Genomic DNA, 23,935 nt, shown 5'->3' on the forward strand with positions numbered 1-23,935 from the left:
GGCAAGCCCACCCATCCCCCGTTCACCGACTTCCCCATCGTGGCCTACGTGTTCGCTGCGGCGTTCGACGTCATCTCCTACATCGCCGCGAAGAGCGGGAGCGAGTACCACGTGTCCAACCTCGCCCACGACTCCTTCGTGGCGGGGACATACACGATCATCGGTGGCGCGGTCCTGTCCCTCGGCGCGGCGCTGACCGGGTTCTGGGACTGGTGGAAGGGCATCGACCGCGAGCCGAAGGGGTTCCTGGGCCGGGCCAAGCACACCCAGGTGTGGCGGACCATCAACTGGCACGCCACCGTGATGCTGACCCTCACCGCCATCGTGATCGTCGACATCGTCGTCCGGCTGACCCAGTACGGCACCCACTATGCGTCGCTCGGGGTCATGATCCTCTCGGTGGTGGCGGGAATCCTGGTGCTGTACGGGTCGTTCTACGGTGGGTCGCTCGTGTTCGAGTACCAGTTCAACGTGGAGAGCCTGGAGGGCTCAACCGTGTGGGACGAGACCGAGCGCGACCAGATGCCGGCGGAACACGGGGAATCGGAGCGGTGATGGCTGAGCAAGCCGAGCAAGCTGAGAGGACCGGGAAGGACGAGCACGGCAACGGGATGCGGACGACGTCCCATCTGCTGCTGGAGGACCCCGAGGAGACCGCACGATGGGAGAAGGTTTCCCCTCGCAAGATCCCGGAGGAGAAGTGGCGGCGCTTCGAGGGCTACGTCGGGGAGATCTTCGAGGCGTTCGGCATGGACCTGAGCACTGCGGGGACGGTGAGGACGCCCGAGCGGTTCCTCCGGGCGCTGTTCGAGTCGACGGCGGGCTACGAGGGCGACCCCAAGCTCCTCACCGCGTTCCCCACGGAATGCCGGGGCGGACCGGACTGCCGGATCACCCAGATCGTGGAGGGTCCCATCTCGTTCTTCGCGCTGTGCGAGCACCACTCCCTGCCGTTCTTCGGGAAGGCGCACGTGGGGTACATCGCGCACGAGGAGATCATCGGGATCTCGAAGCTGACCCGGCTGGTCCGCCTGTTCGCCCGGCGGTTCACGGTGCAGGAGCGCATCGGGGTGGAGGTGGCGGACACGCTGGTCCGGCTGCTCCAGCCCCACGGCGTGGCGGTCCATCTGGAAGCCACGCACCTGTGCACGCAGATGCGTGGCGTCCGCGAGGAGCACTCCCGCACCTGGACCTCGTTCTGGCGGGGCAACTACGAGTCGGATCCCGACATGCGGGCGGAGTTCCTGGACGTGGTCCGGCAGTCGAAGCTCACGCGGAGCGGCTGAGCGCCGTCAGTGGGCCGGCGACCGCCGGTCGAGCCGGTAGCGCAGGAACAGGTGGGACTGGTGCCGCTTGACGCTTTGGAGCGCGGCGGCCGGCAGCGCGCCCGGATCGAAGGCGTGGCCCTCCACCAGGCCGAGGCGATGGGACTCCTCGTCGCGTCCGGCCAGCCGGGGTGAGAGCGTCAGGAACAGCTCGTCCAGGAATTCCGCCGCCAGGAACTGCGCAAGGACCGTGGGGCCGCCCTCGGTCAGGACCACCTGGAACCCCTCCTGCCGCAGGGCCGCCATCACGCCGGCGGGCCCGATCCTCGGTCCGGGCAGGGTGGTCACCGTGCTGGCCTTCGGCAGCTTCCCGCGAAGCGCGGCGGCGCCGGCGGAGGTGGTCAGGACCAGGGCGCCCAGCTCGAAGGCGGGAAGCGACGGATCGACGTCGCCGCTCCCGGTGAGCAGGACCAGGCGTGGAGTGGGGGAGAGGCCGAGTGACGCCCGCAGCTCGGCGTAGGCGCCGGCGAGCCCTGGGTAGATGTGCTCGGGGGTCCACAGGTGCCGGGGCTCGGCCCGGAGCGTTCCCGCGCCCACGACCACCGCCTCCGCGCACGCCCGGAGCAGGCCCATGACGAGGCGGTCGGCCTCCGCGCCGCCGCTGATGGCGGACGGCGGGGCGTCCTCCGCGGCCACCACGCCGTCGAGCGACGTGACGAAGTTGGCGTACAGGGTCGGAGACCGGAAGCCGCACGTCCCGCCGTAGGCGACGGAGAGGGCGGCGGGAAGCGGGTAGGCAGGAAGCCCGTCTCGTTCCCATAGCGTTGCCAGCGCGAGCGCCATGCCCGCGGGAGTGTACGGGCCCCTACGCCGTCGTCCCCACGTCCACGGGGAGCGTCGCCGGCCGGGGGAACATGTTGTTGGACGGCGCGAACTGCATCAGCTCGTAGTGGATGTGGGCGTCCGCGGGCGCGATGTCGATGAGGTTCTCGATCGCGCACCGGAGCTCGGTCTTGGCCCGATGTGCCGGTGTGGTCGAGGTACCAGCCGACATGGCGTCCCCGGGGAGGGACGTACCCCTCCCAGGCCCGGTGGTCGGACGTCAGGACGTCCGAATCGGAGAGCAGGCGCTTGACGTCCTCGTGGCGGGTGACGAACCAGGCCCCCATGTCCGGCAGGTGGTGGACCGGGTCGCGCTCGCGCAGCCGGTGGAGCGTCGGGTACGGGTCCACGATGAACTCGAGGGACCCACTCGCTCGGTCGCCGGGAGCCGGGCGCCGGTCCCTGTTCCCGTGCAGGGCTCCCCCGGCCCCGGGATTGTACGGCTAGGCTTCCCCGGCGATGGCCGTCGCGAACGCCCGTGGAGGCACCGAATGGGCCGGCGAGCAGCTCGACGCCCTGGCCGAGTCGCTGCTGCCGCCCGGAGGCGGCATGCCCACGACCACCGATGCGGGGACGGGGCGGAGGGCCGCCCAGATCCTGGCCGGGCTGCCGCCGCCGCTCCGCCGGCTGGTGGGGATGGAGCTGCGCCTGCTGGACCGGGTGTCCCGGACCACGCTGGGGGCGCCGTTCGCGGAGCTGACGCCGCAGCGGCGGCGAGCCCTGCTGGCCCGGGTGGGGCGGCTTCCCGGGCTCCTGTCGGAAGCGGCGCGCCCACTGGAACTGATGGCCGTCCTGGCCTATTCGGGGGCTCCGGAGGTCCAGGCGGCCATCGGCGCGGAGCCGGGTTCGCTGGTGCCGCTGGCGGGGCCGCTCCCGCCCGCCCGGCGCCTTCCCGTCCGGTCCCATCCCGACATCCGCGCCGGGTTCAGCGAGACCTTCGACGCGGTGGTCGTGGGATCGGGGGCCGGGGGGGCGCCGGTGGCGCGCGAGCTGGCCAGGGCCGGGTGGTCGGTGGCCGTGGTGGAGGAAGGCGACGCGTTCAGCCGGGAGGACTTCACCGGCTCGGACCTGGAGCGGATGCGCAGGCTGTACCGGGACGCCGCCTCGACCACGACCGTGGGCCGGCCCCCGGTGCTGCTGCCCATCGGCCGGGCGGTCGGGGGAACCACCGTGGTGAACTCGGGCACCTGCTTTCGCACGCCCGACCACGTGGTGGCCGGCTGGGGCCGCGTCTACGGCGTGGACATCTCGCCCGAAGACCTCGTTCCCTTCTATGAGGACGTCGAGGACACGCTCGGCGTGGCGCCGGTCCCGTGGGAGGTGATGGGGAACAACGGCGCCATCGCCCATCGGGGGGCGACGGCGCTCGGGATTCCCGGCCGGCCCATCGACCGCAACGCGGAGGGCTGCCACGGCTCGGGCGTGTGCGCCCTGGGGTGTCCCGTCGATGGCAAGCGGGGCGTCCACCTGAACTACCTTCCCCAGTCCGTCGAGGCCGGCGCGCAGATCTTCGCGCGCCTCCGGGCCAACCGGGTCGTGGTCCGCGGCGGGCGGGCCGTCGGGGTGGAGGGCGTCGTGCTGGGCGAGGGAGGGCGGCCGGTCGGGCCCTTCCGGCTGGGCGCGCGGCGGGTGGTCGTGGTCGCCGCGGGGGCGCCCTTCACCCCGGGCATCCTCCGTCGCAGCGGCCTGCGGGGCCGGACCCTGGGCGGGAACCTCCGGATCCACCCGGCCACGGCGGTGGCCGGCCTGTTCGACGAGGAGGTCGTGCCGTGGCGGGGCGTGCTCCAGAGCTACCAGGTGGACGCCCTGGCCGGACGGGGCATCATGCTGGAGTCGACGTTCCCGCCGCCCGGCCTGGCCGCGGCCGAGGTGGCCATGACCCTCGCGCCGGAGGACCGCCTGCCGGTCATGGTCAGACTGCGGCACATGGCGGTGCTGGGCCTGCTGGTCTCCGATACCTCGAGCGGGAGGGCCATCGACCTGGGGGCGGCCCGGACGCCGCTGCTCACCTACCGGGTGAACGCGAACGACGCTCGCCGGACCCTCGACGGGTTGTTGCTGGCGGCACGGGTGCTCCTTGCGGCCGGGGCGACCGAGGTGTGGCCGATGGTGGCCGGGGCCGGCCGGGTTCGTTCGATGCGAGAAGCCGAGGCGCTGCTGGGGAGGAACTGGCCGGCGGCGGCGCTGCGCATGTCCGCCTACCATCCCATGGGAACGGCCCGCATGGGCCTGGACTCGGGCGGCGTCGTGGACGGATTCGGCCGCGTCCGCGGGGTCGAGCGATTGGTGGTCCCCGACGCCAGCGTGTTTCCCACCTCGCTGGCCGTGAACCCGCAGCTCACCATCATGGCGTTCGCCACCCGGGCCGCCCGGCGTATCCTCGACGCCTCGTGATCCCCCTCGACAGCTTCCTGCTGGATCCGCCCATGCTGGTCGGGTCGGGTTTCCTGGCCGCCCGGCTCACGCGACGCCTGAGCCCGGCCCGGCGGCGCCAGGCCCGGTGGGTCCTGGGCACCGGCACCATGGCCGTGTTCTGGGTGACGTCGGTGTCGCTGTACCTGAACCGCGAGTGGACCCGGTGGATCTGGGAGATGTGCCGGGCGGAGTCCGGCCGGGACTGGATGCTGAACTCGGGCCTGTTCCGCTTCGACCACCGGGACGTGTCCCCGGCCACCCACGCCGCGTCGGCGGGGATCCTCGCCACCTACCCGGCGTGGCTGGTGCTCGGCATGCGGTTGGGATCGCGCGAGACGGCGTGACCCCCGCCGGCCCCGGCGAGTTCGAACGGCGCGTCCTCGAGGTCGTGGCCCGGCTCCGACCCGGGGAGGTGGCCACCTACGGCGAGATCGCCGAGGAGGCGGGCCACCCCGGCGCCGCCCGGGCCGTGGGCGGCGTGATGGCCCGCTGCGAGGGCGTTCCGTGGTGGCGCGTGGTCACGGCGACCGGCCGGCTGGTCCCCGGCCACGAGCGCGAGCAGGCCCGGCGGCTGCGATCAGAAGGCGTTCCGGTCGTCCGGGGCCGCGTGCCCCCCCGAGGCCGACCCTGAGGGGCGGGGTTTGCCTGCATTGCGCTGCGGGTACACCGCGGGACGAAATGCACGGTCTGTAACGTGGCCGGCGCTCACAGGGGAAAGGGTAGGAGGTCGGGATGGCCAGACGATCGGGGCCCGTGAGCCTTGTCGTCGCCTCCATCTTGGTGCTCGCGATTCCTGTCGTCATGATGGCGGTCTCGCCGCACCGTGACCGGGGGGCTACGAACGTACGAATCCAGTTCGCCGCGGGGGAGCAGAACGCGCCGGCGGCGCAGCCAGCAGGAACGGCGGCCACGAAGTCGGGCGGGGCGGCCCAGCCCGCCGCGGGCCGTCATGGCTCGGCCGGGGGCGGATCCGCTCCGGGCCGTCAGGGCGGTCGGGCCGGCTCGACCCAGGGCAGCAGCTCCATGGGTGGCGCGCCCTCCGACGTCCAGCTCCGCCGCCCGGCGAGAAGCCCGGTCCAGGGCGGTGGGGACACCTCGCTGGTCGGCGAGCCGAACCCACCGGCGCCTCCGGTGCCGGTGCCACTGCCGAGCACCACGCAGCTTCCCGGGCCGCTTCCGTCCGTGCCATCCGTGAACCTCCACATGGCGCCGAAGCCGCAAAAGTTCGTGCTGGCCAAGTGGATCGCGCGGTGCGACGTCGCCCAACCCGGCAGGCCAGGGACCATGGCGTTCGACGTGTTCTACCAGCACCATCCGACCGGGGCCAACGCGTTCCCGGTGGACCAGATGAACTACCCGTGCGGGGCGGATTGGGCCATCATCCCCGGCTCCGACCCGTTCACGCCGCCGGTGTGGATCGGCAAGACAGCGCCGTTCGTCCCGGCCACGAACTACCCGGGGGGCCAGGTCTTCACGGCGGTGGAAGTGTCCTCGGCCCAGGTCGCGGCCGACCTCGCCGCCGCCGGCGTGCCGGTGGGCTCGGCGGGCCAGCTGGTGACCTACGGATCCGACGGTGTCCCCATCTACACGGCGAACTGGTGGGGGTTGTCGATCGCGGTGAAGGACGCCGCGGGACAGGCCATCGCTCGGGACGGCGGGTACCCGCACCCCATGTGGCGGACCGACGCCTACCACTGGGGCTGGGGCAACCTCGGCGTGGGGCTTCCGGTCTTCAAGGGCAAGGTGTAGCCGGACCCCGCCTCTCTCGGGAAGGGAGATGCCCGTGTATGCGCTGTGGAGTCGTGCGCGGCGGCCGCTCATCCTGGCGGCGGTCGCCACCGTAACCGTCCTCGTCCCTTTCGTGGCGCCGAGCGGCGCCGCCGGCACGCGGCCCGCCCGCTCGAACGGCCCCAGGATCACCTCGAACGTCCCGGTGTTCGGACCCGAGACCATCGTCGATCCGCAACGGGTGGCCGGCGAGCCCTCCGTCGCGGTCGACCAGCAGGGCACGATCTACGTGGCCGCGCCGTTCGGGTTCAGCACCTCGGCCAGCTTCGTGTGGCGATCCACTGACGGCGGAAAGACGTTCCACCTGGTCCCGGGGAACGAGCCTCCGGAGGGAAAGCCGACCACGTGTGCCGGAGGCGGCGACTCCGGGCTCGCTGTGGACACGGCGAACCGGCTGTACTTCGTGGACCTCCAGGGGCTCACCGACGTGAGCAACAGCGTGAGCGCCGACGGCGGGGCGACCTGGAGCACGACCTGCAACGCCGCGAACGCCGCTGGGGTGGACCGCCCCTGGATCGCGACATACGGCGATCCCCAGAACGGCGGGGCCCTGTACCAGACGGTGGACGACATCGGGCAGTGCACGGTCTCGTGCGGGCTGGGCCAGGTCGGCAACAACATCGTGGAGATCACCCGGTCCCAGGACGGCACCACGTTCCTTCCGACCCCCGGGCAGCAGGTGGAGGTGGACGGGATCGTCTCGGGCATCGTCACGGACCCGGGCAACGGCGACGTCTATCTCGCGCACACCGCCCTGGTGGACCCGGGTACCGGCGACCTCGTCTCCGGAGGCGACGCCAACGGCAACGCCAACGGCGTCGTGGTGGTGCGGTTCCCGGGCGGGTTCAACCCCGGCCCGGTGCCCACGCCGCTCCTCCCCGGCGAGACGCTGTGCCAGACCGCTCCCAGCACCTGCACCACCGACGTGGTCTACGCGGGCCCGCTGGATGGCAGCGGGAACAGCACGATCAACGTGGGGGTGGACTTCGCCCCGATCGCCGTGGACGGCTCGGGCAACCTCTACGCCGTGTGGACGCAGACGCCGGTGGATCCCTCGTCCGGCCTGCAGGACGGACCGAGCCCCATCTCCCTGTCGATCTCGACCGACCACGGCGCCTCGTGGAGCGGGCCCATCGACGTCTCGGCGAGCGCGCCTTCGATGCAGACGAACCTGTTCCCGTGGGTGGCGGCGGGAAGCAAGGGGCGCATCGACATCGTGTGGTACGGCACACCCACGGTCGAGAGCTGTCCCGACCAGCCGTGCGGGCCGACCGCAACGGGCAAGTGGTACGTGATGATGGCCCAGTCCCTCAACGCGGTCACCCATGGCGCCCCCAACCCGGCGCCGACGTTCGGGGTGACGCAGGTCGCGGAGATCTCGAACCATTACGGGACGGTGTGCACGTTCGGCATCGCGTGCACCACCGACCGGGGGCTGCTGGACTTCCTCTCCGTAACGCCGGGTCCGAAGGGCGAGGCCGACGTGGTGTGGGCGGACGCGACCAACCAGAACTTCTCCGGAGGGACCTCTGCGGCCCTCGTCGCCTTCAGCCGCCAATTCGCCGGCCCCAGCCTGTTCGCGAAGGTGGGACAGCTGAACGGGTCCCCGCCCCCCACCGGCATCGGGCATGGCTCACCCGACGCGTACTGCTCGGCCAACGGGACCACGGTCCCCGCGTCGGACAACCTCACCCTCCAAGGGGTCCGGGTGACGCGACAGGACGCCGGCACGTACCGCATCAAGATCCGGGTGAACGACCTGTCGTCGCTGGCGGTCGATCCCGCGCTGGGGGGGACCGACGGGCTGTGGCTGGTGCGCTGGGAGATCCCGGATCCCAACGGCGCCGGCCATAGCTTCTTCGCGGCCATGGAATCGGACGGAGGCGGCGCGCCGTCGTTCTTCGACGGGGAGACCTCCTCCATCGACACCACCCACGCGAAATTCCTGACCTACCCGCCGGGGAACACGATCCAGGGCTTCTACAAGCCGGGGCCACCCGGACGGATCGTGCTCTACGTCCCGGTCGCCGACGTCGGGGCCGGGCTTTCCTCGACGCTGTACTCGATCACCGGGATCACGGCGACCCAGTCCCAGCCGTCCAGCAGCGGGCCGATTTTCAACGTGATCGACCAGACGTCGCCGTTCGACGCAACACCCTGACCCGAGGGAAACGAGGCGAGGCCCGGCCGGACTGGTCCGGGCCCTCGCCGCGTCCGCCGCGGACGCGCGGAACGGAGTGCGACTGTGGTCGCATCCGACGACCGGACCGGAGGGGGATGACCACCGGTCAGCGAAGCCGTACCGTACGTGGACATGAACCGCCCGGTGGCACGATCGAGGTCGATGGAGCAGGCGGAACGACCTCCGTCTCCGTGGCCTCGGTGGATCGACGGCGAGCTGGCCATCGTGGCCGCCGGCATCGCGGTGGGAAGCCTGGCCCTGGGAGGCCGCCACGAGTTCACCGCGTGGCGATCCGCTCTGCTCGGCGCCGCCATCCTCCCGTGGGTGCTGGAGACGCGCGTCACCTTTCCCCGGCTGCCGTTCGCCGGATGGGTCATCGGGTGGGAGACCGCCTACCTGTTCTCGGGGGGAGATCCCTTCTCGCTGATGCTGTTCGTCCTGCTGGTGGGAAGGATCTCCGCGGTCGGGAGCCTCCGGGAGTCCCGGCTGGTGGCGGCGGCGTGCGTCGCCGTTCCCGTGGCGCGGTCCCTGACCTGGCCGCCGGGCTCCACGTTGTGGGCCTACTGGACCGTGGCGGTGGGCATCGCCTACCTGGCCGGCCGGTCCCTGCACTACCAGCGGCGGCTGGTGGCGGAGCTCCACGCGGCGCAGGCGCAGCTCGCCGCGCGGGGCGCGTCGGAGGAGCGGCAGCGGATCGCCCGCGAGCTGCACGACGTGATCGCCCATTCCCTGACCGTGACCATGCTGCATCTCACGGCGGCGCGGCTGGCCCTGGAGACGGACCCGAAGGAGGCGGCGGAAGCGTTGGCCGAGGCGGAGCGGCTGGGACGGCAGAGCCTGGCCGACGTTCGCCGGGCCGTGGGCCTGATGCGAGCGGGAGGTGAGCACGCGACCGAGACGCCGCTTCCCGCCGCGGGGGACATCCCGGACCTGGTGCGCCGGTACCGGGAGGCCGGGCTGTCGGTGGAGCTCCGGATGGAAGGCGAACCGGCGGCGCTTCCCGCGGCGGTCGGCCTGGCCGCCTTTCGCATCGTCCAGGAATCGCTGAGCAACGCGGTCCGCCACGCGCCGGGGGCGAGCGCCGCCGTCGATGTGCAGGTGGGCGCGCGGGAGGCCTCGGTCCGGGTCCACGACTCCGGCCCCTCGGATGGCCCCCCGGCGGCGGGGCACCGCGACGCGGGCGGACTCGGGCTGATGGGCATGCGGGAACGGGCCACCCTGCTCGGCGGGACGTTCCGGGCCGGCCCGGATGGAGCCGGGTGGACCGTCGAGTGCCGGCTGCCCCTGCCGGACCCGGACCCGGACCTGCGCAGGGACGGCCCCGGCGCGGACGGCCCGGGCGAAACGACGCCGGCCCAGATCGTGCCGGAGTCAGGATCGGCCGAACAGGTTGCCGCCCGCAGCACGGGCGGCGTGGCGGCGCCGTGATCCGGGTCCTGCTGGTGGACGACCAGCCCCTGGTTCGGGCCGGGCTGTCCCGGATCCTCCGTCCCCGGGACGGTTTCGAGATCGTGGGGGAATGCGAGGACGGCCAGGAGGTCCTGGAGGCGGTGGCCGCCGACCGGCCCGACGTGGTGCTGATGGACGTTCGGATGAAGAACATGGACGGGGCCGAGGCCACCCGCCGGCTCCGGGAGTCCCCGGACGCGCCGCCGGTCCTCGTCCTCACGACGTTCGACGACGACGAGGTGGTGCAGGCGGCCCTGTCCGCGGGCGCGTCCGGGTTCGTGCTGAAGGACGCGCCGGGAGAGGACATCATCCGGGCCACGCGGGTGGTGGCGGGCGGCGGAGCCTGGCTCGACCCGTCGGTGACCGGGCGGGTGCTGGAGACCTACCGCTCGCAGGCGCTTCCCCGTGCCGAGGAGGCCTCGAAGATCGAGGAGCTCACGGCGCGGGAGCTGGACGTCCTCCGGCTGATCGCGCGCGGTTCGGTCAACCGGGAGATCGCCCGCGAGCTGTTCATCAGCGAGGGAACCGTGAAGACGCACATCGGGCACATCCTCACGAAGCTGGGACTCCGGGACCGGTCGGCGGCCATCGTGTTCGCGTTCGACCACGGGTTGGTCGGACCCGCGGAGCGGGGCCCCCCGCAGAGCGGGCCCGCGACGCGGGGATCCTGAAGGGAGACGACATGGCAAGCGCACCCGATGCCGGCGGCGCGGGGACCATCCAGGCCGACACGATGCTGTTCAACCCGTTCATGCCGGAGATGCGGACGGACCCGTATCCCGCGTACCACCTCCTGCGGGCGGCCGATCCCGTGCACCGGGTTCCGCTGGAGATCGGGCCCCAGGTGTGGATCCTCAGCCGGCACCGGGACGTCTCGATGCTGCTACGGGACTCCCGAGTGTCGAGCGACCGCCGGAAGTCCGACCTGTACGAGGCGTTCCTCCAGTCGCTCCCGGAGGAACTTCGGACCGAGGAGCTGGTGCCGTCCATGCTGTTCCTCGATCCGCCGGATCACACCCGTCTGCGCAGCCTGGTGAACCAGGCCTTCACCGGGCGCGTGATCGAGCAGCTGCGCCCGCGCGTCGAGGAGATGGTCGCGGCGCTGCTGGACGACGTGGCGGCCGTGGGGCGCATGGACGTGATCGAGGAACTGGCCTACCCGCTTCCGGTGAACGTCATCTGCGACCTGCTGGGCGTGGCGGAGATGGACCGGGAGCTGCTGCGGCGATGGTCGCTGGACCTCATCTACACGCTCGATCCGATGGTGCCGCCGGAGGTGCTGGGGCGGGCCCAGCGGGCCGGGGCGGAGTTCCGCGAGTACCTCCGCGCGCTGATCGCCGAGCGGCGGTCGAGCCCGGGCCCGGACCTGCTGTCGGCCCTGATCGCGGCGGAGGACGAGGGCGGCCGCCTGAGCGAGGGCGAGCTGGTGTCCACGTGCGTGCTGCTGCTCATCGCCGGGCACGAGACCACGTCCGGCCTGATCGGCAACGGAACGCTGGCGCTCCTGCGCAACGCGGATCAGCTCCGGCGATGGAATCAGGAACCCGGGATCGCCCGGCCGGCTGTCGAGGAGCTACTTCGCTACGACAGCCCGGTCCAGCTGACCGGCCGGCTGCTGGTCGACGACATCGAGGTCGACGGCCGGACCCTGCCCAAGGGTTCGGAGGTGGTGGGCCTACTGGGCGCGGCCAACCGCGATCCCGACCAGTTCCCCGACCCGGACCGCCTGGACCTGGGCCGGAAGGAGAACCGCCACATCGCCTTCGGGAGCGGGATCCACTTCTGCCTGGGCGCAGCGCTGGCCCGCGTGGAGGGCCAGGTGGCCCTGGGCCAGCTGGTCCGCCGGTTCCCGGACATGTCGCTCGCCGGCGACCCGGTGTGGCGCGACACCATCACGCTGCGCGGCCTGCGCTCGCTGCCGGTCAGCCTGGCGTAGCCACTCCCAGCCTGGCTCGCACCTCCGCCACCTGGGCCCGGACCGATGCCGGGGACGGGCCCCCGGCGGCGTGGCGGCGGGCCACCGAACGCTCGGGGGTGATCGAGTCAAGCGGCTGGTGCTCGGGCTGTAGGCGAACCACCCGAGATGCCGTTTCGTCCCCGCACCCATCCCCTGACGCCCTGAGCGCTTGGCCCACCGAGCGCTTGGTGGACCAAGCACCGTGCTATGCTGACCACATGCCGAGCCAGCAGCGCCCCGCCGAAGCCCTGGGGCAGTTCCTCAAGACCCAGCGCCGGATCGCGAACCTGTCCATCCGCCAGCTGGCGAGCCTGGCCAAGGTCTCGAACCCGTACCTCAGCCAGATCGAGCGGGGGCTGTACCGGCCGTCCGCCGATGTGCTCAAGAATCTGGCCGATGCGCTGCAGATTTCCGCTCAATCGCTGTACTCGAAGGTCGGCCTCGTGGAACCGAATCCAGACGAGGACGTGATCCCGGACGCGGAGGAAGCCATCCGCATGGACCCTCGGCTTTCCCCCGAGCAGAAGGAAGCGCTCATCCGGGTGTATCGTAACTTCGTCGGCGGCGCTTGATCCACCAAGCGGCTCCGCTAGATGTACCAAGCGACCGCTTGACGGACCAAGCATATGCTTGGTAGACTTAGCACCGTCGAGAGGCCGGACCGACCGGCCTCCGGATGAAGGAGGACCCGCCCATGCAGACCACCACGCTGGCCACCAAGGCCCAGGACCAGGTCTACGCCGCCATCAAGCAGGTGCAGGACGTGGCGATCTCCGCCGTGTCCCAGGTGAGCGAGACGATCGGGAACGTGCTGCCCGAGGTTCCGCGGACGCCGCTGACCGAGCGCCTGCCCGACCCGACCGAGATCGTGCTCACGAGCTTCCAGTTCGCCGAGCAGATGCTCGAGACCCAGAAGGCCTACGCGCTGGACCTCCTGAAGGCCATGGCTCCCGTGACCGGCAAGCTCGTCCCGGCCGCGGGCCGGAAGCCCGTTCGCCGGACCACCAAGGCCAAGGCCTAGCAGCAACGGATGCAGCGATCCAGGCGGCACCGGGCGCGCTCGCCGAGCGGCGCCAATCGAAGAAGCCTCCGCCACGGCGGGGGCTTCTCGTCGTACCCGGTCGGATAAGCTGCGCTCGTGCTCGGTGAGCGGGAGGGTGTGGTTGTCGAGGTCCGTCCCCTCGACCTGCATGGCGTCGTGTACTCCGACGTGACCGTCACCTACTCCGACGGCTCCATGGAGCAGGCCCGGCTCGGGCCGGAGGCGGTTCCCGTGGATCTGCGGCCGGGCGAGCGGGTTCTCGCGACCCGGGCCGCCAACATGATCCTCTCCCTCCGGCGTCCGTAGCCGCCCCCGCCTCCCCGTCACATCTCCCGACGGGGGCCCGAGCGTATTCTTGGGCAACATGACCGAGCCCGAGGCCGCACGGGCATTCTCCAACGCCCTCCGGGAGCGGATCGAGGCGCGGTTGTTCGGCGTCGGGGGCGCCCTCAAGCTCGTCCTGGTGGGGATCCTCACGGACTCGCACGTCCTGATCGACGACGTCCCCGGCGTGGGGAAGACCACCCTCGTCCGGATGCTGTCGAGCCTGCTCGGGCTGAAGTTCGCGCGCGTGCAGTTCACGCCGGACCTCATGCCCTCCGACATCACCGGGACCTCGGTCCTCAACCTGAAGGCCCAGGAGTTCGAGTTCCGTCCGGGCCCCATATTCACCCAGATCCTCCTGGCCGACGAGATCAACCGGGCCACCCCGAAGACACAGGCGGCGTTGCTCGAGGCGATGCAGGAGCGCCAGGTCACCGTGGACGGGGTGACCTATCCGCTCCCGGACCCGTTCTTCGTGCTGGCCACGCAGAACCCCGTGGAGCTGGAGGGCACCTTCCCGCTCCCGGAGGCGCAGCTGGACCGGTTCCTCCTGCGGGTCCGGATCGGCTACCCGCCCGAGGAGGAGGAGGAACGGATCCTCATGCCGGGGCGGGAGCGGTCCATCGCGCCGACCGAGCCGCTGCCCGTCGAGCTCGGGCTCGGGGACCTTCGCGGGCTGGTGAACGAGGTGCGGATCGAGCAGCCGGTCCGCAGATACGTGGTCTCACTGGCCCGAGCCAGCCGGGGGCATCCCGACCTCCAGGTCGGCGCGAGCCCCCGGGCGGTCGAGCACATGGGCGACGCGGTGCGGGCCTGGGCCCTCCTGGCGGGTCGCGACTACGTCCTCCCCGACGACGTCAAGGCGTTGGCCGAACCGGTGTTCGCGCATCGACTCGTACCGAGCACCGACGCTCGAATCCGGGGACGCGGCGCCGAGGAGATCCTCCGGGAGGTTGTCGAGAGCGTCGAGGTTCCCGTGGAGTCGGGGCTCGGACCGCTGGGGCAGCGAGGTACGTAGCCACGGACTCCCCGCGGAGGCGGCAGATCGCGCTCGGGGTCGCGGTCGTGCTTGCCTTCGCCGGAACACTCGTTGCCAACGTCCCGCTGGTCTCGTGGGCCATCGGCGTCGGCGCGATGGCCGGCGCGGCGACGGTCTGGGCCATGAGGGCCTGGCGGGACGTCGAGGTGTCCGTGGGGTTCCGGCCCCGCCGGGCCTTCATCAGCGAGCCCGTCGAAGTCCTGGTCCATCTGGAGAACCGCAAGCGCCTCCCGCTCCCGCTCGTACGCCTGGGCGTGTGGCTGCCCGACGGCCTGGCGCCGGGCGATGGGGGAGGCCCGTCCACGATCCGGGGGTTCCGCCGGCGCCTGACGCTCCCCGGCCGGTCCGAGGTCGACCTCCACTTCCCGATCGAGCCGGAGCGTCGCGGGGAGTACCGGCTCCGGCTCGTCGAGATGGAGGTGTCCGATCCCTTCGGCCTGGCGCCGATCCACCGCGAGATCACGCCGTCCGAGGAGCTGCTGGTGCTCCCGGAGCCGCGCATCCAGATTCCACTGGAGGTCCGCCGCCGGCTCCCGTTCGGCGCCCCCGCGCCGTCGCTTCGGATGTACGAGCAGCCGGAGCGGTTCGCCGGCGTCCGTCCGTACGAGCCGGGGGATCCGCTCAACCGGATCCACTGGAAGGCCACCGCCCACGTCGGGGCCCTCCACACCAAGCTCTTCGAGCCGACCCGGACCGCGGACGTCGTCCTGCTTCTCGACCTGGCGGTGGGGGAGCCCTTCTGGGACTGCATCTACCCGGAGATCGCCGAAGACACCATCGGGTGGGCGAGCTTCCTGGCCCGGCAGGCGCTGACCTCCGGCTGGAGGGTCGGCCTGGTGGCGAACACGCACCTGTCGCGGGGGCGGGGTGCGCTGCGCGTTCCGCCCTCGTCGGCGAACGGGCACGAGGCGGCCCTGTTCGCCGCGCTGGCCAGGATGCCGAACGAGCCGACGTCCGATCTCGCGCCGGTGCTCCGTGACGTGGGGCGTGGGCTGGGCCGAAACGCGACCGCGGCCGTGATCGCCCCTCGGCCGGGGCCGTGGCTGGCCCAGGAGATCGAGGTGCTCCGGCGTCGGGGCGTCGAGGTCGTGTCGATGTCTCCCGTGGAGGCCCGGCTGGCGGAGGCCGGCAGATGAGCTCGCCGGCCAACCCCGACGTGGCGGCATGAGCTCGCTGGCCGATCGTCCGGGCATGGAATCGGTCCGAACGGAACCGGCCTCCCTGGAGGCTCGCAGCGTGCCGGCGGCGGTGCTGGCGGCGGTGGCCGAGAGCGGCCCCATCTTCCTTCCCCTGCGGTTCGTGGCCGAGCAGTCGGTCCTCGGAGCCAAAGGCGGGCCGCTCGACTCCTACCCCCTGTTCGTGGCGGTGTTCGCGGGTGGCGCGGCCCTGGCCACCGTGGGCCGGCGCTCGCGCGCGTTCGCGCCCGTCCTGGCCGTCGCGGCCATCGCGCTGGGCGTCGCCCAGGCCAGGACGTGGGGCGCGGGCGACTTCGGCGCGGTCGCCATCGCCGTCCTCCTCTCGCTCGCCGTCGGGGTCCGGGTCGCCACGCTGGCCCTCCGGGACTGGCGCGATCCCATCCACGTGTCGTTCGGCGTGCTCACGGGGGTGCTGTTGCTGGAGGCGGTCCTGGCGCAGGGCGGAGGTTGGACCTCGCTCGTCGCTCTGGTCACCCCCATCTTCTTCGTGGCCTCCCTCGGGTCCCGTGCCGCCAGTCTGCGGATCGGGGACGCCGAGGGATTACAGACGGGCGGACCGGCCGCCGGGCAGCAGTGGGGCCGCATCCTGGCCGCGATGGCCGTCGGCGCGCTGGCGCTGCTCGGGGTGGCCGCGCTGCTCGGCGACCAGGCCCGGGCGTTGGAGCACCTGGGGCGGTTCATCCCACTCGCGGTGTATGGACTCATCTACGGGGCCACCGTGGTGGCGTCGGTGGTGCTCCGGCCGATCGGATGGATCCTGTCCAAGCTCGGATTCCACGTCGGGGCCATCCAGCAGCTGCTGCGCCACCTCCCCCGGTTCCGCCACCGCGCCGGCCACGCCCTGAACCAGTCGGGACCAAGCGGTGTGTCGCTCCGAGTCATCGGCCTGCTGGCGCTGGCCGGGATCGGCGCGCTCCTGGTGTGGCTGATCGTCCGGCAGCGGCGGTTGTGGATCCTTCAGGAGCGAGCCGAACCGGAGGCGCCGCCCGAGCTCTCCCGCCCGGTCCAGCCGGCCGTGGCGACCGGGCGAAGGAAGCGCCGCCCGCGGGGCGAGCTGCCGGACGACACGGTGCGCCGGCTCTACGCCGAGACCTTGCTCGCCCTCCAGTCGTGGGGGGCCGCCAGGCCGCCGCACCGGACGCCCGGGGAGTATCTCCGGGAGGTCACCGTGGCGATCCCCGCCTCGGCCCCGGGGTTCACCGCACTGACCCGGGCCTACGAGGACGTCCGGTACGGCAGCCGAGCCTTCGATCGGACGGCGCTCGACGTCCTGGAGGTCCAACGGGACTCGGTGCTGGAAGCGGTCCGCCGGGCGCCGCCCCCCGAGCGCGCCACTTCGCCTTCAGGGGAACGCTGAACTGGATGCCTCAGTGGCCGTGCCGCTTCGACACCACGATCAGCTGGAGTGCCTTCCTTCCCTGCACGGCCTGGTCCTGGGGCCGGATCACCTTGACGTCCAGCTGGTTCCTCTTTCCTCGGTCCGGTGCCGCGCCGCCCGGCTTGGGCGACGGGACCACGGCACCGGTCCCGTGCAGCTCGGCCACCAGGTCGTAGCCGTGCTCGCCGGAGGCCAGGTTCGACACGAGCTCCTCGAACGTCTTCCCGTCGCACCCGGGCCGGCTGCGACCGGGCCCGAAGAAGAAGCCGCCGCAGAAGGGTGGGTACCCGCCCCGGATCTCGAGCGAGCCGCCGCCCTGGAGCTCGGCGGGGATCTTGAACGCCACGTTCACGGTCCGGGTGGCGTCGGTGTCGCCGACCCCGAGCACGACCCGCAGGTGCACGGTCTCACCCGGCTTGACCGCGAGGCGCTTGTGCGAGTCGAACCCCGGCTGGAGCTTGCTGGAGGAGAGCACCTTGTTCACCGTGTAGTACTGGTGGTCCTGCGTGAGCGTCCCGGTCACGTCGACGCCGGTGAACGTGACCTCGCCGAACTGGTTGTACTGCAAGGACTCCAGCTCGCCGAGCAGCTGGAAGACGCTTTCGAACGTGACGTCGTAGGGGGAGAAGAACTTGTCGTCGCGACGCAGCTGGAACGGCTGGCCGTCCGGCCCCAACCCGGAGATGGTCCACTGGAGGGCGGACGAGCCGTCGCCGTAGCGGTCGAACGCCGCGATCTCCTCGTTCGCGATGCTGTACGCGGCGATGAGCGGGAAGTCGATGTAGAAGTTCCCGACCTCGAGGTCCTGGAGGACGTCCGTCTCGCCGTTTCGGGTCTTCGGGATGTCGGTGTTGGCGATGTTCGCCGTGACCGGGACGAGGGCCGGGATCTGTCCGTCCTGCCCGCGCACGCCGGCCTGACGGTCCTGGTCCACGGTGCCGGCGAGGCCGGTGAGGTTCGCGATCTTGAACCCGCCGTAGAAGCTGCTGGGATCCTTGACCACGGTCACCACGTCGGCCCCGTTCATGCCGAGCGTCGTGCCGCCGGTGAAGAAGAACGGGTGGCCGAACGCCATGACCTCGTCACCGCACACCGCGGTGGTGGTCCCGACCGCGTAGAAGCTGAAGTCGCCGTAGGAGAGCGCGGCCCCGAACGAGCTTCCCGGGACGAGTGCGGTCCCGCTCACGGAGCTCGGCGCCGACGCGGAGCCGCCGGCGAACACGACCGCCGAGACCTTGGACTTGCCCAGCCGGTTCTGGATCTTGCTCATGATCTTGCCGGAGAGGCTGGAAGCTCCCACGGAGACGGGGACGGGCTGGGCCGTCCCGGGGAACGCGTCCGCGGAGACGCCGGCCGCCCGCGCGGCGGCCACGTGCATGGCGTGGCTGAGATGGACCGGCCCCAGATGCGACAGCCGGCTGTGGAGCAGACCGGCGGGGGAGGGCCGGTCGGTGCCGGTTGGCGAGGACGGGTAGCCGAACTCGTCCACGATCGCCTGGCCCGGCGTGATCCCGATGATGGTCTGGTCCGCGGCGTAGAAGCCGAAGGACGCCGATCCCAGCAGCTCGCCCGAAACGTAGATCGGCGAGCCCGACATCCCGGCGACGATCCCGCCGGTGGCGTCGAGGAACGACTGAGGGCCGGTGATCTTCCCGAGGATGAAGTCGATCCCGGGCGCGATGCCGTTCGGCTGCACTCCCAGGACCTCCACGTCGAAGGAGGTGATGGTCTGGCCGTCGATCACGGTCTTCCCGGTCCCGGTGAGGCCCTGGTGGACGGAGCCGATCGGGTAGACGGCCGGGGGAGCGGTGCACGACCCCGCGGCGGGGGCGGGGGAAGCCTGGACGGCCAGCGTCCCCACCAGGGCCACCGCAATCATGGCGCCCTGGTACCCCTTTCGTTGGAACCTCGTCCGGACGCGACGAGACAGGCGCTTGATCGGGTTGCTGGACAAAGGAACCTCCCCCTTTGCGAGGTGCTGAGCCTATGGGCTCGCAATAGGACGCCGCAAGGGGGGCTGCGGTTCCGCCGCCGGGGGGCCGGTTTCGGCCACGAGGCCGTTTTGGCGCTCTACGGGGGAGTTTGGACGGGATCTGGCGCGGGTATCGGAGAGGAACGCGGGCATCCGAAACGGGGCCGGCACACGGTTCCGACCCCTTCCGTCCGCCCACTGGAGGCAACCCAATGAACAAGATCGCCATTCGGAGGCGACTGATCGAGCAACAGAAGCGACTTCTGTCCATCAGGGACGCCGTATCACTGGAGACCCTGGCGGACGGTTCCCAGGCCGAGTCCGTGGGAGACCCGTCCGGCGCCGACCAGCACATGGCCGACGCCGGCACCGAGACGTTCGAGCGGGAGAAGGACTACTCGATCCTCTCGGGGGTCGAGGCAGAGCTCGCCGACGTGGAGCGGGCGCTCCGGCGGCTGTCCGAGGGCACCTACGGGACGTGCGAGGCGTGCGGCCGCCCGATCGGGATGGCCAGGCTCGAGGCCCGCCCCGCCACCCGGTTCTGCATCGAGGACCAGTCGCGCGTGGAGCGCGAAGTTCGTACCGCCTGAGCGATGGACGCGGGCACCCTCGCTCGGGCGGTCGTCTTCCCACCGGCTCGCTCCGGGCCATCGGGGCCCGATCGACGGGGACGCCGAGGTCAGCCGGTCAGCCGAACCGGGACGCCAGGAAGCGGTACAGCTGCGGGAACGTGCCCTGGAGACGGGCGGGGACGGCCATCCACCGCGGCGCGTAGACCTCCTGCTTCCCGGTCCTGATGGCCCGGATCACCGCTACAGCCACCAGCTCCGGCTCGCTCGGCCGGGGAAACGACCGGTCGTAGGGGCGGCCTCGCCGTTCGAAGAACGGCGTCTCGATCACGCCCGGTGAGACCACGCCGACGCTGACGCCCGAGCCGCGGAGCTCGTCCCGCAGGCTCTCGGACAGCGTGATCAGGGCGGCCTTCGTGGCCGCGTACACGGCCTCCTCGCCGACGCCGACGTGCCCGGCGATGGAGGACACGTTCACGATGGCGCCGCGCCGGCGCTGCACCATGTCCGGAAGGACCGCCCGGACCAGGCGGATGGGCGCCAGCAGGTTCACCGCCACCAGGCGCTCGGCGTCCGCGGGGTCCATCTCCTCGAACCGGCCGGCCCACCCTTCGCCCGCGTTGTTCACCAGCACGTCGATCGCGCCGACGGCATCGCGGGCCTCCTGGACGGCCCGGCCCAGGGCGTCGGGGTCGGTGAGGTCAGCCACCACTGCCGTCCCGGAGGTCCGGGCCGCCACCTCGTCGAGGGCGGGCCGTGAACGGCCCAGGGCGACGATCCGGGCGCCTGCGGCGGCCAGGCGCAGGGCGGTGGCGCGGCCGATGCCGCTCGAGGCGCCGGTGACGAGGCAGCCCGCTCCGCGAAGGTCCATGGGCCGTATTTCACACCGGACGCCGGCCGGCCGCGACGCCCCACGTGCTACACAGTGCACGTGGGGACGATCGAGGGACTCCTGCTGGACGTCGACGGAGTCCTCACCGAGGTCTGGCGGCCGCTCCCCGGGGCCGGAGCTGCGCTCGCGGCGTTGCGGGAACGCGGGCTTCCGTTCCTCCTGGCCACGAACACGACCACCCACACACGAGGGGACCTGGCGACCCTGCTGGCCGAGGCCGGACTGGAGGTCGCACCCCGGGAGCTGGTCACCGCGACCGTGGCGGCGGGCGAGCACCTGCGGGCTCGCCACCCGGGAGCGCGGGTGTTCCTGCTCGGAGGGCGGGCCGCCGCCGAGGACCTCGGACGGGTCGAGCTGGTGGAGGACGGTGCCGGCGTCGTCCTGGTGGCCGGGGCCGACCCCACGTTCACGTGGGAGAACATGACCCGGGCCTTCCGGATGCTTCGCGCCGGCGCCGCGCTGGTGGCCATGCACCGGAATCCGTCCTGGACCCCCGCCGCGGGCCTGATGATGGACTCGGGTCCGTTCATCGCCGCCCTGGAGCGCGTGACGGGCGTCGAGGCCACCGTGACCGGGAAGCCGCCGCCGGAGTTCTTCCGGTTGTGTGTCGAGCGACTGAGCGTGCCCCGCGAGCGGGTGGCGATGGTGGGGGACAACCTGGTGTTCGACGTGCTGGCGGCCCAGGCCTGCGGTCTGCGAGGCGTGCTGGTGAGGACCGGCGTCTTCGACCAGCGAACGCTGGCCGGGGCGTCCGTGAGGCCGGACCACGTGATCGACTCGATCGCGGACCTGGCCGAGCTTCTCGACGCCGGCTGATCAGCCGGTGAGCTGGGCGGTGAGCTGGGCTGCCAGCTCCGCGGGCTCGGACACCGGTCGCTGGCAGGCGAACCGCTCGCACACATAGGCGGCGGCCCGGCCATCCAGCATGGTCCGTCCGGCCAGCAGCGGAACGCCGTCGCCCGCGCCGGGCCCGCCGGCCGCGAGGACCACGTGGGGTAGGAACCGTTCCCATACCTGCGACGCCAGGGCGCGCGTGTCCTCGGCCCCGGCGTTCCCCACGATGGCGACCTCTCGCGTCGGCGCGAGGTAGAAGTCCAGGGCCGACAGCGCGTACCCGAAGCCGGTGGGAGCCCGGGCCAGGTGGTCCCGGACCAGGCGAAGCGCCGAGACGGCGGCGCGTTCCAGCTCGGCGTCGCCGTAGACCAGCGCCAGTCGCTGGAGCACCAGCGCCGCCGCCGAGTTCGCCGCCGGGACGGCGTTGTCGAACAGCTCCTTCGGCCGGACCACCAGCTGCTCGGCGTCCGAGCCCGTCTGGAAGAACCCGCCGCCGTCCGGGTCGTGGAACAGGCGGATGAGGTCCCCGGCCAGCGCGCGCGCCTCGGCCAGCCACCGGAGGTCGAGCGTGGACTCCGACAGCACGAGGCAGGCCTCCGCCATCAGCGCGTGGTCGTCCGCGTAGGCCGGCCCCCCGGCCCGGCCGTCCCGCCACGCCCGAAGCAACCGGCCATCGTCGCGCCGAAGACGCGTCAGGACGAACTCGGCGGCGGCGACCGCCGCGTCCAGGTATCGGGGTTCGCCCAGGGCGCGGCCGGCTTCGGCGAGGGCGGCGATGGCCAGCGCGTTCCAGGCGGCGAGGACCTTGTCGTCGGTGGCCGGGCGGACGCGCTGCGAACGCTCGTCGAACAGGTGAGCCCGTGCCTGCCCGACCTGGCGGGCCAGCTCGTCCTCGTCCATGCCCTCCTCGGCCGCCACCGCGGAGAGCGGCAGCGGCGTCCACAGCACGTTGGTGCCCTCCCAGTTCCCGGAGGGAGTCGCGCCGAAGTACGCCGCCACGGCCTGGCCGGCCAGCTCCTGAAGCTGGTCGTACGGCCACACGAAGAACTTCCCTTCCTCGCCCTCGGAGTCGGCGTCCTGCGAGGAGAAGAAGCCGCCCTCGGGATGGTGCATCTCCCGCAGGAGGTAGTCGAGGGTCTCCGTGGCCACCAGGCGGTAGCGGTCGTGGCCGCTGACCTGCCACGCGTGCAGGTACAGCCGGGCCAGCTGGGCGTTGTCGTAGAGCATCTTCTCGAAGTGGGGGACGTGCCACCGCCCGTCCACCGAGTACCGGTGGAACCCCCCGCCGACCTGGTCGTACATCCCACCCGCGGCCATCCGGTCGAGCGTGGTCTCGACCATCTCCAAGGCACCCGGGTACCGGCGGAGGTGGGCCCGGAGCAGGAACTCGAGCGTCATGGGCTGCGGGAACTTGGGAGCCCCGCCGAACCCGCCCCATGTCCGGTCGAAGGCTCGGACCAGCCCCGCGAACGGGTCCCGGAGGGCGTCCTCCGAGAGCGGATCGTCCGACTCGCGGGCGGCGGCCATCCGGCCGATGGCGGCGGTGAGCTTCTGGCCCTGCTGCGTGAGCTCCTGGCGACGGTTCCGCCAGGCGTCGGCCACCGCTTCCAGGACCTTGCGGAACGCCGGGAGCCCGTGGCGGTCCTCGTTCGGGAAGTACGTGCCGCCGTAGAAGGGATGGCCGTCCGGGGTCAGGAACACCGTCATGGGCCATCCGCCCGACCCGGTCATGGCCTGGACCGCGTCCATGTACACCGCGTCGAGGTCGGGGCGCTCCTCCCGGTCGACCTTCACACAGACGAACCCGTCGTTCATGAGCGCGGCGGTCTCGGGGTCCTCGAAGGATTCCCGCTCCATGACGTGGCACCAGTGGCACGCCGCGTACCCGATCGACAACAGGATGGGCCGGTCCTCGGTGCGGGCCCGCTCCAGGGCCTCGGGCCCCCACGGGTACCAGTCCACGGGGTTGTGGGCGTGCTGGAGCAGGTAGGGGCTGGCCTCGCCGGCCAGACGGTTCGCCATCCCGGACAGTGTCTCGCTTCGGGGCGTCACGCGACATCGCCCTGCGCACCGGGTGCCCGCCGGAGGCCCGGCGTCGCGGTGGCCAGCTCATGCGAATGGACGACGACACATGCCCCGGGGGTGTGGTATTCCCCGCCTGACGGGTGACACGCGCATGGGCCGAGTGGGGGATGTAGTGGCGCCGATCGCGCTACTGGGCGTGCAGGAGGGCCGGTTCGCCTGGGGGCTCCTGGGCCTGGTCCTGTTCGCCCTGGTACTTGTCGCGGTGGCGGTGATCCTGGCGGTCGTGGCCCTCCGGCGGAGCCGGCGGGCGTTGTCGGCGGTTTCAGCGATCGTCTCCGGAGGGTTCCAGCCCGAGCTCACAGCCGAAGCGATCGCGCGGGAACCGGCTGCCGAGCCTCCGACCCGCATCCTGCCGTCCGAGCCCGAGCTGGCGCCTGCGGGCGAGGAGCTCGAGGCGCCCGAGGCCGACGAGCCCGAAACGGAGCGCGCGGACTTCTCGGCGGCGGAGCCGGGAGCCGGTGAGGCGGCTGCCCCGACGTTCGAGGCTCCGCCGTCATCTCCGCGCGGAGGCCCAGCCGAGGGGATCCTCTGCGAGTGCGGGCACGCCAAGGGCGATCACCACCGGCTGACGGCTAGCAAGTGGATGTGCCTGGCCGACGTGGTCCCCGCGTGCCAGTGCCGGCAGTTCGTCCCGCAGCGGAACGAGACGGCCAGCCTGGTCCGGTC

The 23,935-nt window shown here is 72.0% G+C and carries 24 protein-coding genes; 19 read left to right on the forward strand and 5 right to left on the reverse strand.

What is annotated here, in order from left to right; translation table 11 throughout:
* A partial coding sequence (locus M3Q23_11970) for a DUF2231 domain-containing protein (protein ID MDP9342781.1) occupies positions 1-555 on the forward strand: 555 nt, incomplete at its 5' end.
* Positions 555-1,286, forward strand: a complete 732-nt coding sequence (locus M3Q23_11975; GenBank protein MDP9342782.1) for a GTP cyclohydrolase I — start codon at positions 555-557, stop codon at positions 1,284-1,286. The genes M3Q23_11970 and M3Q23_11975, both read left to right, overlap by 1 nt.
* A 6-nt stretch (positions 1,287-1,292) precedes the next feature.
* On the opposite strand, the gene M3Q23_11980 is transcribed toward M3Q23_11975, so the two are convergent.
* A complete protein-coding gene (locus tag M3Q23_11980; protein MDP9342783.1) occupies positions 1,293-2,108 on the reverse strand; it encodes a dihydrofolate reductase family protein in 816 nt (271 codons plus the stop codon).
* Between the two features lie 22 nt (positions 2,109-2,130).
* Positions 2,131-2,319 (reverse strand): hypothetical protein, encoded by a 189-nt coding sequence (locus tag M3Q23_11985; GenBank protein MDP9342784.1) that lies wholly within the window; start codon positions 2,317-2,319, stop codon positions 2,131-2,133.
* Positions 2,320-2,606: 287 nt separating this feature from the next.
* On the opposite strand from M3Q23_11985, the gene M3Q23_11990 reads away from it, so the two are divergent.
* The 14 genes from M3Q23_11990 to M3Q23_12055 all read left to right on the forward strand — a co-directional run bounded on the left by M3Q23_11990 (position 2,607) and on the right by M3Q23_12055 (position 16,896).
* Positions 2,607-4,541 (forward strand): GMC family oxidoreductase N-terminal domain-containing protein, encoded by a 1,935-nt coding sequence (locus tag M3Q23_11990; protein ID MDP9342785.1) that lies wholly within the window; start codon positions 2,607-2,609, stop codon positions 4,539-4,541.
* Positions 4,538-4,906 carry a hypothetical protein gene (locus M3Q23_11995; protein MDP9342786.1) on the forward strand — a complete coding sequence of 123 codons (369 nt, stop codon included), beginning with the start codon at positions 4,538-4,540 and terminating at the stop codon, positions 4,904-4,906. Before M3Q23_11990 ends, M3Q23_11995 begins: the two co-directional genes overlap by 4 nt.
* Positions 4,903-5,193 (forward strand): MGMT family protein, encoded by a 291-nt coding sequence (locus M3Q23_12000; protein ID MDP9342787.1) that lies wholly within the window; start codon positions 4,903-4,905, stop codon positions 5,191-5,193. Before M3Q23_11995 ends, M3Q23_12000 begins: the two co-directional genes overlap by 4 nt.
* Before the next feature lie 101 nt (positions 5,194-5,294).
* Positions 5,295-6,311 carry a hypothetical protein gene (locus M3Q23_12005; protein ID MDP9342788.1) on the forward strand — a complete coding sequence of 339 codons (1,017 nt, stop codon included), beginning with the start codon at positions 5,295-5,297 and terminating at the stop codon, positions 6,309-6,311.
* 34 nt (positions 6,312-6,345) lie between these two features.
* Positions 6,346-8,511, forward strand: a complete 2,166-nt coding sequence (locus M3Q23_12010; GenBank protein MDP9342789.1) for a hypothetical protein — start codon at positions 6,346-6,348, stop codon at positions 8,509-8,511.
* A 153-nt stretch (positions 8,512-8,664) separates the two neighbouring features.
* Positions 8,665-9,960 carry a histidine kinase gene (locus M3Q23_12015; protein ID MDP9342790.1) on the forward strand — a complete coding sequence of 432 codons (1,296 nt, stop codon included), beginning with the start codon at positions 8,665-8,667 and terminating at the stop codon, positions 9,958-9,960.
* The gene (locus M3Q23_12020; protein MDP9342791.1) at positions 9,957-10,652 is read left to right on the forward strand and encodes a response regulator transcription factor; all 696 of its coding nucleotides are present in this window, start codon (positions 9,957-9,959) and stop codon (positions 10,650-10,652) included. The genes M3Q23_12015 and M3Q23_12020 overlap by 4 nt, the downstream gene beginning before the upstream one ends.
* A gap of 11 nt (positions 10,653-10,663) precedes the next feature.
* Entirely contained in the window at positions 10,664-11,917 is a 1,254-nt protein-coding gene (locus M3Q23_12025; protein MDP9342792.1) for a cytochrome P450, read from the forward strand.
* Between the two features lie 209 nt (positions 11,918-12,126).
* Complete coding sequence (locus M3Q23_12030) at positions 12,127-12,510, forward strand: helix-turn-helix domain-containing protein (protein MDP9342793.1); 384 nt, start codon at positions 12,127-12,129, stop codon at positions 12,508-12,510.
* A 122-nt stretch (positions 12,511-12,632) separates the two neighbouring features.
* On the forward strand, positions 12,633-12,959 hold the full coding sequence (locus tag M3Q23_12035; GenBank protein MDP9342794.1) for a hypothetical protein: 327 nt from the start codon (positions 12,633-12,635) through the stop codon (positions 12,957-12,959).
* A 117-nt stretch (positions 12,960-13,076) separates the two neighbouring features.
* Positions 13,077-13,286: a hypothetical protein gene (locus M3Q23_12040; protein ID MDP9342795.1), complete on the forward strand. Its 210-nt coding sequence runs from the start codon at positions 13,077-13,079 to the stop codon at positions 13,284-13,286.
* Positions 13,287-13,344: 58 nt separating this feature from the next.
* Complete coding sequence (locus M3Q23_12045; GenBank protein MDP9342796.1) at positions 13,345-14,322, forward strand: MoxR family ATPase; 978 nt, start codon at positions 13,345-13,347, stop codon at positions 14,320-14,322.
* A 47-nt stretch (positions 14,323-14,369) separates the two neighbouring features.
* A complete protein-coding gene (locus M3Q23_12050; GenBank protein MDP9342797.1) occupies positions 14,370-15,479 on the forward strand; it encodes a DUF58 domain-containing protein in 1,110 nt (369 codons plus the stop codon).
* Between the two features lie 55 nt (positions 15,480-15,534).
* Complete coding sequence (locus M3Q23_12055) at positions 15,535-16,896, forward strand: DUF4129 domain-containing protein (protein MDP9342798.1); 1,362 nt, start codon at positions 15,535-15,537, stop codon at positions 16,894-16,896.
* 10 nt (positions 16,897-16,906) lie between these two features.
* On the opposite strand, the gene M3Q23_12060 is transcribed toward M3Q23_12055, so the two are convergent.
* Positions 16,907-18,796 carry a hypothetical protein gene (locus M3Q23_12060; GenBank protein MDP9342799.1) on the reverse strand — a complete coding sequence of 630 codons (1,890 nt, stop codon included), beginning with the start codon at positions 18,794-18,796 and terminating at the stop codon, positions 16,907-16,909.
* A 305-nt stretch (positions 18,797-19,101) separates the two neighbouring features.
* Here M3Q23_12060 and M3Q23_12065 point away from each other — a divergent pair, with 305 nt between their 5' ends.
* The gene (locus tag M3Q23_12065; GenBank protein MDP9342800.1) at positions 19,102-19,479 is read left to right on the forward strand and encodes a TraR/DksA family transcriptional regulator; all 378 of its coding nucleotides are present in this window, start codon (positions 19,102-19,104) and stop codon (positions 19,477-19,479) included.
* A gap of 97 nt (positions 19,480-19,576) precedes the next feature.
* Here the strand turns inward: M3Q23_12065 and M3Q23_12070 are convergent, their stop codons facing one another.
* A complete protein-coding gene (locus M3Q23_12070; protein ID MDP9342801.1) occupies positions 19,577-20,329 on the reverse strand; it encodes an SDR family NAD(P)-dependent oxidoreductase in 753 nt (250 codons plus the stop codon).
* A gap of 60 nt (positions 20,330-20,389) precedes the next feature.
* Between M3Q23_12070 and M3Q23_12075 the strand changes: the two genes are divergently transcribed.
* On the forward strand, positions 20,390-21,166 hold the full coding sequence (locus M3Q23_12075; protein ID MDP9342802.1) for an HAD-IIA family hydrolase: 777 nt from the start codon (positions 20,390-20,392) through the stop codon (positions 21,164-21,166).
* Here the strand turns inward: M3Q23_12075 and M3Q23_12080 are convergent, their stop codons facing one another.
* Positions 21,167-23,206: a thioredoxin domain-containing protein gene (locus M3Q23_12080; GenBank protein ID MDP9342803.1), complete on the reverse strand. Its 2,040-nt coding sequence runs from the start codon at positions 23,204-23,206 to the stop codon at positions 21,167-21,169. It abuts the gene before it with no gap.
* 175 nt (positions 23,207-23,381) lie between these two features.
* Here M3Q23_12080 and M3Q23_12085 point away from each other — a divergent pair.
* Positions 23,382-23,935 (forward strand): hypothetical protein (locus tag M3Q23_12085; protein ID MDP9342804.1); only part of this gene is annotated, 554 nt, incomplete at its 3' end.

The organism is Actinomycetota bacterium (assembly GCA_030774015.1).
Taxonomy (GTDB): Bacteria; Actinomycetota; UBA4738; order UBA4738; family JACQTL01; genus JALYLZ01.

Coding starts and splice junctions, on each gene's coding strand:
- M3Q23_12055 (MDP9342798.1), top strand. CDS start 15,535: ATGGAATCGGTCCGAACGGAACCGGCCTCCCTGGAGGCTCGCAGCGTG.
- M3Q23_12065 (MDP9342800.1), top strand. CDS start 19,102: ATGAACAAGATCGCCATTCGGAGGCGACTGATCGAGCAACAGAAGCGA.
- M3Q23_11990 (MDP9342785.1), top strand. CDS start 2,607: ATGGCCGTCGCGAACGCCCGTGGAGGCACCGAATGGGCCGGCGAGCAG.
- M3Q23_11975 (MDP9342782.1), top strand. CDS start 555: ATGGCTGAGCAAGCCGAGCAAGCTGAGAGGACCGGGAAGGACGAGCAC.
- M3Q23_12005 (MDP9342788.1), top strand. CDS start 5,295: ATGGCCAGACGATCGGGGCCCGTGAGCCTTGTCGTCGCCTCCATCTTG.
- M3Q23_12070 (MDP9342801.1), bottom strand. CDS start 20,329: ATGGACCTTCGCGGAGCGGGCTGCCTCGTCACCGGCGCCTCGAGCGGC.
- M3Q23_11985 (MDP9342784.1), bottom strand. CDS start 2,319: ATGTCGGCTGGTACCTCGACCACACCGGCACATCGGGCCAAGACCGAG.
- M3Q23_12025 (MDP9342792.1), top strand. CDS start 10,664: ATGGCAAGCGCACCCGATGCCGGCGGCGCGGGGACCATCCAGGCCGAC.
- M3Q23_12035 (MDP9342794.1), top strand. CDS start 12,633: ATGCAGACCACCACGCTGGCCACCAAGGCCCAGGACCAGGTCTACGCC.
- M3Q23_12015 (MDP9342790.1), top strand. CDS start 8,665: ATGAACCGCCCGGTGGCACGATCGAGGTCGATGGAGCAGGCGGAACGA.
- M3Q23_11980 (MDP9342783.1), bottom strand. CDS start 2,108: ATGGCGCTCGCGCTGGCAACGCTATGGGAACGAGACGGGCTTCCTGCC.
- M3Q23_12080 (MDP9342803.1), bottom strand. CDS start 23,206: ATGGCGAACCGTCTGGCCGGCGAGGCCAGCCCCTACCTGCTCCAGCAC.
- M3Q23_12045 (MDP9342796.1), top strand. CDS start 13,345: ATGACCGAGCCCGAGGCCGCACGGGCATTCTCCAACGCCCTCCGGGAG.
- M3Q23_12060 (MDP9342799.1), bottom strand. CDS start 18,796: ATGATTGCGGTGGCCCTGGTGGGGACGCTGGCCGTCCAGGCTTCCCCC.